We start from the raw sequence: 11,718 nt of genomic DNA, 5'->3' as shown, positions 1-11,718 counted from the left end.
GCCGCCCGCCTTACAGCTGGTAGGTCGAGTTGATGATGGCGCCCTTGCGCGCGTAGTGGATCAGCGCGTCCTGGACGTCGAGGGGGTGGGTCGGGATCACGCCCTCGATCAGGTCCTCCTCGCGGGCGCCGTGCAGGGACAGGCCGAAGCGGCAGCAGTAGACCTTGCCGCCCTCGGCGATGAATGTCTTGAGCTGGTTGTTGATGTTGTGCTCGCCGGGGAACGCGGAGTTGCCCGTGGTCGGGAAGCCGCGCGTGGCCAGGCAGTTGAGGGAGCCAGGCCCGTAGAAGTAGATGGCCGTCTCGAAGCCCTTGCGCAGCGCGCGCGTGGCCTGGAGGACGGCGACGAAGGACACGGACGACTCGTGGGCGATGCCGTGCACCAGGGTGAAGTAGGTCTCGCCGTCCTCGGCCTGGTAGTCGGGGAAGACCTTCGTCGCCCCGTAGATGCTCGAGCCCTCGGGCAGCGAGGGGTGCGGGATCTCGGTGAGGGACTTCTGCTCGACCTCGGTCAGCTCGACGGTCTCGGGCATGGCGATCTCCTTCGTTGCGAACGGGGTTGGGTGGTCGGAGGGTCTGTCAGTCGTAGAGCGCCGCGAAGGTGTCGCGGAAGACGCGCGCGGCCAGCTCGGAGCCGCCGACCGCGGCGGTCATCCGGGCGTGCTCGCCCGCGAAGTCGCCCCAGGGCTGGTCGCTGGCGAACAGCACGCGGTCGTGGCCGACGCCGCGGCGCTCGATCTCCCGGGCCAGCCAGTGCGGGGCGAAGCCGATGGCCCAGGAGAGGTCGGTGTAGACGCGCTTGCCGGACGCGATCCAGTCGAAGAACCGCGCGCCGACGAGCTTGATGTGGCCGCTCATCCCGCCGCCGAAGTGCACGAGGTGGACGGGAACGCGGTCGGCGTACCACTCGACCAGGTGGCCCACCTCGTCGATGTCGGACGCGGCGCCAGGCGACGTGTGGACGTGCACCACCAGCCCGTGCCGCTCCGCCGCGGCGAAGATCCGGTCGAGCGGCGGGCGGCAGGCCGGGTCGGAGGCGCGCCCGCCCAGCAGGAAGCTGAGCTTGAGCGCGCGCACGCCCCGTTCGCCCGCGAGCGCGAGCGCCGCCGCGGTGCGCTCGGCGTCCTCGGGGCGCGGGGAGACCCACAGACCGGCCCTGACCCGGTCGTGGGACCCCGCGGCCTCGACCGCCAACTCGTTGAAGGAGAACGCGACATCGGGGTCGGGAACGCCATAGTTGGGGATGACGAGGGCCCGCTCGGTGCCCTCGGCGTCGAGGTCGGCGACCAGCTGCTTCACCGTGGCGCGGGCGGTGACGTCCGGGTGGACGGGCGGGCCGCCGTAGAAGGGGTACGCGGGCAGCACGCCGATGTGGCGGTGCGCGTCGAAGACCATGGCACTCCTCCTCTCAGCCCAGCGGAAGGGCGGCGGTCAGCTCGGTGGGCGCGCCGGTCAGGGCGCCGCACACGTCGGCGAGGCGCCGCGAGGCGTCGATGTGCCGGGCGAGGAACGCCGCGTCACGGCCCACCCCCTCGAACCGCCCCGAGCCCCACGCGTACTGCCACGGCAGCCCGAGGAACGAGAGCCCCGGGCAGCTGGTGACGCCGCGCCGGTGCATCGGATAGCCGCGCCCGTCGAAGACCGGTATCCCGATCCACCGGTGGTCGCGGGTGAAGCCGGTGCACCAGATGACGGAGGTGATCCCCTCATCGGCCAGGTCGAGGGCGCGCGGCGGCGCATCCGGCCGCCACACGGGGACATAACGCGCCTCGCGCGGGGCGTCGATGCCCTCGCGCGCGATGTACGCGTCGATGGCGTCCTTGATGCCGTCGGCCACCGCGTCGGCCCGGTCCAGGTTGGCCTCGAGGTCGTCGGCGAACTCCAGCCCGCCGCCCTCGATCCCGGTCAGCCGCCCGTACAGCCGCATCCCCTCCCGCGCGAAGGCCCGCAGGTCGATGTCCCGGCCGCCGTCCCTGCCGGTGACATAGTGGTTGACCCGCATCCGCACGGCGGACGCGTCGTCGAACGCGTCGATGCCCCTGGCGTAGTGCCCCATCGCGTCCAGCCACGCCACGCAGTCCCGGCCCCGGTAGAACCGCGCCACGCGGGGCGCGCCGCCCACGGCCAGGTGGACCCGCCGCCCCGCCAGGTGCAGGTCCTCCGCGATCTGGCACCCCGACTGCCCGGTGCCCACCACCAGCACGCCGCCCGCCGGGAGCCGGTCGGCGTTGCGGTAACGGGACGAGTGCAGCTGCTCGACGCCGACGGGCAGCCGCTCGGCCATCCGCGGCACGGCGGGCGCGTGGTAGGGGCCCGTGGCCACCACCACCTGGTCGGCGGTGAAGTCGCCCGCGCTCGTGGCCAGTTCGAAGGTGCCGCCCGCGCCCTTGCGCAGCCCGGTGACGCGGACGCCCGCCACGAGCGGGGGCCGCAGGAAGGCGACGTACTCCTCCAGGTGGCGGACGATCTCCTCGCGCACCATGAACCCGTCGGGATCGTCGCCCGCGTAGGGGAAGCCGGGCAGTCGGCACTGCCAGTTCGGGGTGACCAGGCAGAAGGAGTCCCAACGGCGCTCGCGCCACTCGTGCCCGACCCGGTGCGCCTCGACCACCACGTGGTCGATGCCGCGCTCGCGCAGGTGGTAGCTCATCGAGAGACCGGCCTGGCCGCCCCCGACGATCGCCACCGCGTGGTGGGACCCGGCGAGGCGCGGGCTCATCGCGGGCTCCCGTCGGCGATGTCCAGGGTCGTTCTGCCGCGCTCGACGAAGTCCGCGACGTCGTCGGGCCGGCGCACAGGGAAGTGGAGCTCGGGCATGGGTCCTCCTGTGAGGCGCCGGGGCCGCCGTTCCTCGCCGCCGCTCGTGTGAACCACTTCAGCCAGGGCCCGTTACCGATCCACGTCATCCGGAGTAAAGCCGCGTTACGAACTCCTCACGGCGGGTGCGAGGGAATCCTCCGCGCTCTTCGGCGTTGCACCTGACATGGACGACACGACGGCACGGCTCGCCTCGGTGCGCTGGTCGGTCCTCGACCGCGCCCTCACCCGCCGCGGACAGGCCCCCGCCGACGCGCTGCGCGGCACGGTCCGCTTCGCGCGGCAGGTCGAGGATCTCGGCTACCACCGCTTCTGGGTGGCCGAGCACCATGGCGTGCCCGGCGTCGCGGGCTCGGCGCCCACCGTGCTCGCCGCCGCCGTGGCCGCGGCCACCGACCGCGTCAGGGTCGGCACCGGGGGCGTCATGCTGCCCAACCACAGGCCGCTGGTCGTCGCCGAGCAGTTCGGCGTGCTGGCCTCGCTCTTCCCCGACCGCGTCGACATGGGCCTCGGCCGCTCGGTGGGCTTCACTGGCCCCGTGCGCGAGGCGCTGGGCGTCGACAAGGACGCCGCGGACCGCTTCGGCGAGCAGCTGACCGAGCTGCTCGGCTACTTCGACGGCCGGGCCCCGATCGGCGCGCCACCGGCGACCGGGCTCCATGTGCCCGCCTTCGTGCTCGCGGTGGGGGCGGGCGCGGAGATCGCCGCCGCCCACGGGCTGCCGCTCGTCATGGCCCAGCTGAGCGGCCAACCGGGCGGCGAGGACCGGATGCTGACGGCGATCGACCGCTACCGTGCCACCTTCCGCCCCTCAGCGCAGGCCGAGCGACCGTATGTGATCCTCGCGGTCAACGCCGCCGTCGCCGACACCGCCGAACGCGCCCGGCTGCTCCAGGTCCCCGAGGCATGGGCGACCGCGTGGTCCCGCACCCGCGGCGTCTTCCCGCCCCTCGACCCGCCCGAAGAGATCCTGACCCGCGCGATGACCGGGCGCGAGCGCCGGTACTTCGACGAGGCCCGCGCCGGTCAGCTGCACGGCGACGAGGAGACGATGGCCACCACCCTGGCCCGGCTGATCGACCGCACCGGCGTTCAGGAGCTGCTGCTGACCCTCAGCTCCCACGACGCCGCCGCCCGCCTCGACTCCACCCGGCGGCTGGCCCGCCTCGCGGGACTCGCGGCGCCCGTCGGCTGAGCCACGGACGCCGCTCGCCGCCCCGCTCAGATCGGCACGATGCCCCGCGCGATGCCCAGCTCCACCAGGTCCTGGGGCCGCAGCCGCAGCTGCTCCGCCGTCTCCCGCACCGCCTCGGGACCGCGCTTGAGGATGGCGACCGCGAGCTCGGGGGCGACCACCGAGTAGTAGCTGTCCGGCGTCACCCACGTGTGCCCCGGCGACGTCAGCGCCACCGCGCCGCCCGAGCCGCCCTCCCCGACGAGCAGCGTGGTCACCGGGATCCGGCAGCCCGCCACCGCGGTGATGGCCTCGGCGATGGCCGCCCCCACCCCGTCACGCTCCGCCTCGGCGCCGTTGGCCGCGCCCGGCGTGTCCACCAGCGTCAGCACCGGGATCGACAGGCGGTCCGCGAGCAGCACCAGGCGCGTCGCCGCCCTGAACCCCGCGGGCGTCGTCGCCGTGCCGCCCTGCGCGACATAGGCGACGCTCTTCCCTTCCCGCTGCCCGAACCCGCACGCGATGCCGGGATCAAGACTGGCCAGGGGGGCGCGCAGCGCGAAGTGCGCCCGCACATACGCCTCGGCGCGCGGTCGTTCCGCGTCGCGCGCCCGCTGGACGGCCTGCCAGCCGGTGTCGGGCAGCGGCACGGCCCGCAGCGCCCTGGGCGGCGGAACGGGCCCGGTGGCGGGCCGCGTCAGCAGCGCGAGCCAGCGCGCCACCGCCCGCCCCACCTCGTCGGCCGACACGATCTCGTCGACCTGCCCCACCGCGAGCTGGCCCTCCGCCGTGTACGCCGCGGGGTCCGCGTCCGGCGGCCTGATCCGGGACCCGGCGAAGCCGATCTGCGCCCCCGGCAGCGCCACCCGCACATCCGCGCCCGCCCCGAGCGTCGCCCAGCCGCCGCCCGTGACGGGCCCGGCCAGCACCGCGATGTGCGGCAGCCCTGCGGCCCGCAGCCGCACCATCTGCCGGGCGATGCGCTGGAGTTGGGTGAGCGCGTACATGCCCTCCTGCATCCGGCTGCCGCCGCTCGCGATGAGCGACACGACGGGCAGCGACAGGTCGCGGGCGGTGATGAACGCGTTCTCGATGCGCTCGCCCGTCTCCTCGCCGATCGAGCCCCCGAGGAAGCCGAACTCGAACGCGATCAGCACCGCCTCCGTGCCACCCGACTCGCCGATCCCGCAGACCACCGCCTCGGTCTCGCCGGTGCGCTTCCTGGCCCGCGCCCTGGCGTCGTCGTACCCGGACCAGCCGAGCGGGCCGCCTGGGGTCGAGGCGGCCCGGCCCGGCAGCTCGGTGAAGACGGGGGCGACGGCGGCGATCAGCTCCCTCGCCGTGGCGCCGTCCCCCGGCACGCCGCTCATGTCAGCTCCCGCTTGAGGACCTTGCCCATGTCGTTGCGCGGAAGGGCCGTGAGGAAGCGCACCTCGCGGGGCCGCTTGTGGGTGGCCAGCTGCCCCGCGACATGGTCGGTCAGCTCCTGGGGGCTCGGGCCGCTCCCCGCGTCGCGCGGCACGATCCACGCGATGATCCGCTCGCCCAGGTCGGGGTCGGGCGCGGCCGTCACGGCGGCCTCGGCGACCCCGGGGTGGGTCAGCAGGACGTTCTCGATCTCCCCGGCGCCGATCTTGTAGCCGCCGCTCTTGATGATGTCCGTCGACTTGCGGCCCACGATCCGGTAGCTCCCCGCGGGGTCGCGCGTCGCCATGTCCCCGGTGCGGAACCACCCGCCGTCGAACGCCTCGGCGGTGGCGTCGGGGCGGTTCAGGTACTCGGTGAACAGGTTCGGCCCGCGCACCTGGATCTCGCCCACCGTCTCGCCGTCGCTCGCGGTCAGCTCCGCGCCCGCGTCGTCGACGAGCCGGACGTCGACGCCAGGCAGCGGCACCCCGACCGTGCCCGTCGCCGGCGGGCCGTCGGCGCGCACGCTGGTGTTCATGAGCGTCTCGGTCATGCCGTACCGCTCGATGACCCGCCGCCCGGTGAACGCCAGGATCCGCTCGTGGTCGGGCAACGGCAGCGGCGCCGAGCCCGACACCAGCAGCCGCGCCCCGGCGAGCGCCGCCGCCAGCCGCTCGTCGGAGCCCCCGGCCTCGGCCAGCCTGTGGTACATCGTCGGCACCCCGAACAGCATCGTGCCGTCCCCCACCAGCGCGTCGGCCACGCCTTCAGGGGAGAAACGGCCCAGGTGGTGGACGGTTCCGCCGCGGCGCAGCGGACCCAGCACGCCGAGCACGAGACCGTGCACGTGGAACAGCGGCAGCCCGTGGACCACCACGTCTGCCTCGGTCCACTCCCAGGCGTCGGCCAGCGCGTCCAGGGTGGTGGCCAGGGCGCGGCGCGAGAGGACCACGCCCTTGGGCGGGCCCGTGGTGCCCGACGTGTAGACGATCAGCGCGGCGCTCTCGGCTTCGATCCCGTCGCCCGCGTCCCCCGCGTCGGCCGCCGCGCCCGGGTCGGCGCCCGCGTCGACGTCGAGCCTGGGCAGGGCGGCCAGCGGCTCGGGCAGCGCCGCGCCGACCGGGGCGAGCACCAGGGACGGCGCGCTGTCGCCGATGATGTGCGCCAACTCGCTCGCCCCGATCTTGGGGTTCACGGGCACCAGGGCCACCCCCGCGAGCAGCGCGGCGACGGCGGCCACGGCCGTCTCGCCCGTGGGGGTGGCCCACACGGCGACGCGTCGGTGGCCGCCGAGCCGACGGCCGAGGTCACCGGCCGTGCGGCGCAGTGCGTCATAGCTGAGTATCTGGTCACCGAAGCGCAGCGCGGGCTTGGCCGAAGCGCTTGCCAGGGCCGGAAACAGAGGGCTCATTCGCATCATGCTAGAGGCTGCGCCCCACGGGGCGGCGGCTCATTCGGCGGCCCCGGCCCGTGGGAAGAACGCCTGGTACGCCTCCGTACCGTCGCCCAGGCCGTGGGCGAACGGGTCGTCGAAGTACCAGACCAGGAACAGCAGGAACGCGATCAGCGCGCTGAACAGGCCAGCGAGCACCATCTCACGGCCCGAGCGCTGGATCTGGAGCGCGAAGATCATCCCGACGGAGACCACGCCACCGACGATCAGCCCGAGCCAGACGACCGGCGGCATCGTCGGCTCGGCGCTGTCCCCGCGCCCCACCCTGGCCTCGTCCACCGCGGCGACCTGGTCGATCATGCCCTGGAACGCCTGCACCTCGCGCACGGTCTCCGGCTCGCGCGCCAGCACGGTGTCCCGCAGCTGCCCGAGCAGCGAGTCGCCGCGTTCGGTCAGGTCGTCGTGGTCGAGCATGTGGTCCCACTCCGTGTCCACGGTGTGGTCGACATAGGTGGCGAGGCTGGCGCGGATGTCGTCCCGCGCGTCCTCGGGGAAGACCTCGGCGAGCACGTCCACCTCGTGGAGCGCCTGGGCCTCCTGCCGCACCCAGTCGTCTGCGGCGCCCTGGGCCTCCCAGACCCCGGCGATCGCCAGGCCGAGCACGATGGCGTACACCACGCCGATCATCATCGTCATGTACTCGATGACGTCGGGCGTCTCCGAGGGGTCGTCCTCATGGCCGACGCGGCGCTGGCGCACCACCGCGACAAGGATGACCAGGGCACAGGTCGCCACGACGGCGATGAGCAGCACGAGCCATTCGGACAACGGGACCTCCTAGCCGGCACCGGAACGGGAGCCGGGGCGGGAACGGGGACGGAGCGCGGCGGCGGCCAGCACCGCGGGGGCGACGACCAGCAGCGTGCGGCTGACGAGCGAGCCGCCGGGGTCGGGCGGGTCGTCGTCCACGGCGCTCGGCACCGCCGCGGGCAGCGGCGAGGGCGAAGGGGGCGGCGCCGCCTCGGGTGTGGGGGAGGGCGAGGGCGACGGCTCGTCGGGTGGCTCGGGTGTGGGGGAGGGGTCCGGCTCCGGCGCCCGGGGTGGTGGGGCGGGCGCCGGAGCCGGGGCTGGAGGCGGCTCCTCCTCTTCGGGGGTCGGCCGCGGCTCGGGCGACGGGCTCGGCACCGGCGGCGGTGAGGGCACCGGCGGTGGGCTCGGCACGGGAGGCGGCGTCGGCACCGGAGGCGGGGTCGGCTCGGGCGGCGTGGGAACGGGCGGCGACGGGGGGCAGTGCCACCACCAGCAGGGATGTGGCGGATGGGGCGGTGGCCACGGCCAGTCGGGGATCCCGTGCGCGGGCACCCCCCGGGCCGAGCCCCCCGCGACCAGGGTCAGCAGGAGCGTGGCACAGGCGGCACCGGCCGCCACCCGGCGTGCGCGCTGCGTCGTCTTCACGGGGCGATATTTGCGCCCGCGCCACCCCCGACATGAGGACTCGGACCGTATTTCGCCGGATCTGATGAAAAACAGTCCGGAGAGGATTGGGAGGCGTCGGGAGTGGCGTATTCTCAGCGCCTCAAGGCCGGTGGGCCCTGGTCGCGGGATCCGTGCTCAGACGGCGTTGACCAGCCGCAGAGATACGCGGTCAGCTCCGCCGACCGCTCGTACATCGTGTCCGTGAACCACTCGGGCCGGTCGACCCAGCCCTCGTGCTCGATGCCGATGGAGCGGGTGTTGTGGTCCCAGTCGCCCGCGTGCCAGCCGATGTCGGCGTCGCGAAGGCACTGGGCGACGCGCCCGTCGGCGGCGACGACGTAGTGGGCCGACACCTCACGGGCGCGGTCGGCGAAGACGCCGATGGTGTCCCGGTACGTCTCCTGCGCGACATGGATGACCACATGGTCGATGGGGTGGCTCCAAGGGCGCCGCGCCGACGTGTAGTTGGACGGGTGCGCCGGGGCCCACTCGGCGCCGGGGAAGCCGTCGGGGAACGGGCGCGCCCGCGCCGTTCCGCGAGGTCGGCGGCGCACCGGCGGCCGAGGCGGTCATCGTCGCCCCGGTGACGAGCACCGCGCCACCGCCGCGCAACAGGGCGTGGCGGGTGGGCGAGAACGGCGGGTGAGGGGAGGCATGCCTCATGCTGACGCCCCGTCGGCCGCGCCGCCAAGTCCGGTCGCCGTCCAACGCGCCCCCGCGGCACGGCCCCTGACCAGCTCGCCGGGGCGGTCGAGCGCGGCGCGCACCGCGGACATGGCGGCGCCCAGCAGGGGGCCGTCGGGGCCGAGGGGCGAAGCGGTCACCGGCACGGGGGAGTTGCGGCCGCCCGCCGCCACGGACGTGCGGCGGGCCAGCTCACGGGAGACCGGCGGCAGCAGCCAGGGCGCGAGCCTGGCCAGCGCGCCACCGATGACCACCTGCCGGGGGTCGAGCAGGTTGACGGCGCCCGACAGCGCGATGCCCAGCGCGGTGCCCGCCTGCCGCACGGCCCGCAACGCCGTCGGCTCGCCCGCCTCGCAGCGCGCGCTGAGCGCGCCCATCCGCACGCCCGGGCCCGGCTCGAGCCCCGCGGCGCGCAGCACGGCCTCGGCGCCCGCGTAGGTCTCGAGGCAGCCCTGGCCCCCGCACGAGCAGGGGCGGCCCCTGGGGTGCACCGGCAGGTGGCCGAGCTCGCCCGCGAAGCCGTGGGCGCCCCGCAGGAGTTCGCCGTCGACGACGAGGGCGGCGCCGATGCCGATCTCGGCGGAGACGTGCACGAAGCTGTCGGCGCCGGGGAGCCGGTCGCGCCCCGGGGTGCCGTGGTGCGCGGACCACAGCTCGGCGAGCGCGCCCAGGTTGGCCTCGTTCTCCACCGCGACAGGGCCGAGGTCGACGGGGAGCAGCCCCGCGAGGTCGACGCCGTGCCAGCCGAGGTTGGGGGCGCGCAGCACCGTCGCGGTGTCCCGCGCGACGAGCCCGGGGACGGCCACGGTCAGGCCCGCGGGCGAGAGCCCCGCCTGGGCGGCCTCGGCGGTCGCCCGCCGCAGCATCTCGCCGACCAGGGCGAGGACTTCGGCCGGGTCGCTGCCCTGGCCCCGGCTCACGTGCTCGAGCCGGACGCGGACGTCGCCGCGCAGGTCCATGACGCAGACCGCGAGGTGGTCGACGCCGATCTCGGCGCCGAGGCCGCAGGGGCCGCGGTCGGCGAGCAGCAGCTCGGTGCCGGGGCGGCCCACGGATCCCGACCGCCCCGGTCCGCGTTCCACCAGCAGCCCGCCGCGCAGCAGCTCGTCGACCAGGGTGGAGACCGCGGCCCTGGTCAGCCCGATCCTGGCGGCCACGGCGGCGCGGGAGAGCGGCCCCTCGGCCAGGGTGTGCAGCACCCGGGAGAGGTTCCGCTGGCGCATCTCCGCCTGGGACGCGGGGGCGGGCCTGACCATGACGCCCCTCAGCGCTGCCGCAGCAGCGCGTCGGCGTGGTGGAGCGTGGCGTCGAGGCGGGCGAGCGCGTCGTCGTCCCGTTCGACCGCGCCGTGGCTCGGGCCCGCGGTGGTCTCCCAGTCGCGGGCGACCGCTGCCGGGTCGCGGCCGAGGAGCAGCCCCGCGGCCTGGGCGGCGGCGCCCAGGGCGACCAGCTCGTCGGCGACCGGGACCTTCACCGGGCGGCCCGAGAGGCGGCGCACGGTCTCGCGCCACGCGGTGCCACGGGCGCCGCCGCCGATCAGCAGGATCGGCTCCGAGGTGTCCGCGGTGTCGTCGAGCACCGAGTCGAGGGCGCGCAGCAGGGCGAACACCGCGCCGTCGTAGGCGGCCTGGAGCAGCTGCCCGCGGGTGGTCCCGTGCCGCAGCCCGTGCACGAGGCCCGACGCGTACGGCAGGTCGGGCGTCCGCTCGCCGTCGAGGAACGGCAGCACCACGGCCGAGCCGCCGGGCTCGACGGCCTCGCGGTCCAGGCCGACCAGCGCGGCGAAACGGTCGACGGCCTGCGTGCAGTTCAGGGTGCAGGCCAGCGGCAGCCAGTCGTTCCGCGCGTCGGCGAAGCCCGCGACGATGCCGCTCGCGTCGGTGGCCCGCCGCTCGGAGACGGCGTAGACGGTGCCCGATGTGCCCAGGCTGAGCACCGGGCGGCCGGGGCCGAGGCCGAGGCCGAGCGCCCCGGCCATGTTGTCGCCCGTGCCCCCCGCGACCAGGATCCCCTCCGGCAGCGGCAGCCCGGCCGCGACCGTCCCCGCGGCCTCGCCCGAGGCCACCACGCGGGGCAACAGGGCCGGGTCGAGGCCGACATGGGACAGGATCGCCTCGTCGTAGCTCTCGGTGTCGGACGACCACCAGCCGCTTCCCGAGGCGTCGCCCCGGTCGGTCGTGCCGCCGGTCACGCCCTGCCCGGTGAGCCGCCCCGTCAGGTAGTCGTGCGGGAGGCGGACGGCCCGGGTGGCGGCGGCGGCCTCCGGCTCGTTCTCCCGCAGCCAGGCCCACTTGGTCACGGTGAACGACGGCGCGGGGACGCTCCCCGTCCGCTCGGCCCACACCCCAGGCCCGCCCAACTCCTCGATCAGCCGGTCGCGTTGCGGCGCGGAGCGGGTGTCGTTCCACAGCAGGGCGTTGCGCACGGGACGGCCTTCCGCGCCGAGGGCCACCAGGCCGTGCTGCTGGCCCGCCACCGAGACGGCGGCGGCCTGCCGTGCGACCGGGCCGCACTGCTCGACGGCCTCGACGAGCGCCGACCACCACTGCTCGGGGTCGCTGTCGTGCTCGGCGGTCACCACGTGCGGGGCCTGCCCGCGCGCCACCACGGCGCCGGTCGCGGTGTCCACGACCAGGACTTTCGTGGACTGCGTGGAGCTGTCCACGCCGATGACGAGGGGTCCATCCGGTGCGGCCATGGGCGCGGTCCTCTCTGCGGGTGGTGCGCTGCGTTCGGGGGGCTTCCCCAAGGGGCTCGTGCATACTAAT

The 11,718-nt window shown here is 75.1% G+C and carries 11 protein-coding genes; 1 reads left to right on the top strand and 10 read right to left on the bottom strand.

Features of this window, described 5'->3' with window-relative positions; translation table 11 throughout:
- Positions 1–10: 10 nt before the first annotated feature.
- The 3 genes from D7318_RS23530 to D7318_RS23520 are packed head-to-tail and all read right to left on the bottom strand — an operon-like array spanning position 11 to position 2,718.
- On the bottom strand, positions 11–532 hold the full coding sequence (locus D7318_RS23530) for an MSMEG_0572/Sll0783 family nitrogen starvation response protein (RefSeq protein ID WP_120699187.1): 522 nt from the start codon (positions 530–532) through the stop codon (positions 11–13).
- 46 nt (positions 533–578) lie between these two features.
- Positions 579–1,394: an amidohydrolase family protein gene (locus D7318_RS23525; protein ID WP_120699186.1), complete on the bottom strand. Its 816-nt coding sequence runs from the start codon at positions 1,392–1,394 to the stop codon at positions 579–581.
- A 13-nt stretch (positions 1,395–1,407) separates the two neighbouring features.
- The gene (locus D7318_RS23520) at positions 1,408–2,718 is read right to left on the bottom strand and encodes an MSMEG_0569 family flavin-dependent oxidoreductase (RefSeq protein WP_120699185.1); all 1,311 of its coding nucleotides are present in this window, start codon (positions 2,716–2,718) and stop codon (positions 1,408–1,410) included.
- A gap of 264 nt (positions 2,719–2,982) precedes the next feature.
- On the opposite strand from D7318_RS23520, the gene D7318_RS23515 reads away from it, so the two are divergent.
- The gene (locus D7318_RS23515) at positions 2,983–4,011 is read left to right on the top strand and encodes an MsnO8 family LLM class oxidoreductase (protein WP_120699184.1); all 1,029 of its coding nucleotides are present in this window, start codon (positions 2,983–2,985) and stop codon (positions 4,009–4,011) included.
- 26 nt (positions 4,012–4,037) lie between these two features.
- On the opposite strand, the gene D7318_RS23510 is transcribed toward D7318_RS23515, so the two are convergent.
- The 7 genes from D7318_RS23510 to xylB form a co-directional block, all read right to left on the bottom strand.
- A complete protein-coding gene (locus D7318_RS23510) occupies positions 4,038–5,360 on the bottom strand; it encodes a carboxyl transferase domain-containing protein (RefSeq protein WP_120699183.1) in 1,323 nt (440 codons plus the stop codon).
- Positions 5,357–6,808: an acyl-CoA synthetase gene (locus D7318_RS23505; RefSeq protein WP_120699182.1), complete on the bottom strand. Its 1,452-nt coding sequence runs from the start codon at positions 6,806–6,808 to the stop codon at positions 5,357–5,359. The genes D7318_RS23510 and D7318_RS23505 overlap by 4 nt, the downstream gene beginning before the upstream one ends.
- Before the next feature lie 39 nt (positions 6,809–6,847).
- Positions 6,848–7,618 (bottom strand): bestrophin-like domain, encoded by a 771-nt coding sequence (locus tag D7318_RS23500; RefSeq protein WP_120699181.1) that lies wholly within the window; start codon positions 7,616–7,618, stop codon positions 6,848–6,850.
- Positions 7,619–7,627: 9 nt separating this feature from the next.
- On the bottom strand, positions 7,628–7,759 hold the full coding sequence (locus tag D7318_RS34655) for a hypothetical protein (protein WP_268987363.1): 132 nt from the start codon (positions 7,757–7,759) through the stop codon (positions 7,628–7,630).
- 599 nt (positions 7,760–8,358) lie between these two features.
- Positions 8,359–8,820 carry an N-acetylmuramoyl-L-alanine amidase gene (locus D7318_RS23495; protein ID WP_120699180.1) on the bottom strand — a complete coding sequence of 154 codons (462 nt, stop codon included), beginning with the start codon at positions 8,818–8,820 and terminating at the stop codon, positions 8,359–8,361.
- Positions 8,821–8,925: 105 nt separating this feature from the next.
- Positions 8,926–10,206, bottom strand: coding sequence for an ROK family transcriptional regulator (locus D7318_RS23490; RefSeq protein WP_230424002.1), 1,281 nt, complete (start codon positions 10,204–10,206; stop codon positions 8,926–8,928).
- 8 nt (positions 10,207–10,214) lie between these two features.
- Positions 10,215–11,648, bottom strand: coding sequence for a xylulokinase (xylB, locus tag D7318_RS23485; protein ID WP_120699179.1), 1,434 nt, complete (start codon positions 11,646–11,648; stop codon positions 10,215–10,217).
- Positions 11,649–11,718 lie beyond the last annotated feature (70 nt).

It is taken from the genome of Streptomyces radicis (assembly GCF_003626575.1).
In the GTDB taxonomy this organism is placed as follows: domain Bacteria; phylum Actinomycetota; class Actinomycetes; order Streptomycetales; family Streptomycetaceae; genus Streptomyces; species Streptomyces radicis.
Note: the sequence above shows the minus strand (reverse complement) of the source record. Positions and strands in the feature narration are given on the sequence as shown.

What these genes read in the sequence shown, in the direction of transcription:
- xylB (WP_120699179.1), bottom strand. Translation starts at nt 11,648, where the DNA reads ATGGCCGCACCGGATGGACCCCTCGTCATCGGCGTGGACAGCTCCACG.
- D7318_RS23510 (WP_120699183.1), bottom strand. Translation starts at nt 5,360, where the DNA reads ATGAGCGGCGTGCCGGGGGACGGCGCCACGGCGAGGGAGCTGATCGCC.
- D7318_RS23525 (WP_120699186.1), bottom strand. Translation starts at nt 1,394, where the DNA reads ATGGTCTTCGACGCGCACCGCCACATCGGCGTGCTGCCCGCGTACCCC.
- D7318_RS23515 (WP_120699184.1), top strand. Translation starts at nt 2,983, where the DNA reads ATGGACGACACGACGGCACGGCTCGCCTCGGTGCGCTGGTCGGTCCTC.
- D7318_RS23505 (WP_120699182.1), bottom strand. Translation starts at nt 6,808, where the DNA reads ATGAGCCCTCTGTTTCCGGCCCTGGCAAGCGCTTCGGCCAAGCCCGCG.
- D7318_RS23520 (WP_120699185.1), bottom strand. Translation starts at nt 2,718, where the DNA reads ATGAGCCCGCGCCTCGCCGGGTCCCACCACGCGGTGGCGATCGTCGGG.
- D7318_RS23530 (WP_120699187.1), bottom strand. Translation starts at nt 532, where the DNA reads ATGCCCGAGACCGTCGAGCTGACCGAGGTCGAGCAGAAGTCCCTCACC.
- D7318_RS23490 (WP_230424002.1), bottom strand. Translation starts at nt 10,206, where the DNA reads ATGGTCAGGCCCGCCCCCGCGTCCCAGGCGGAGATGCGCCAGCGGAAC.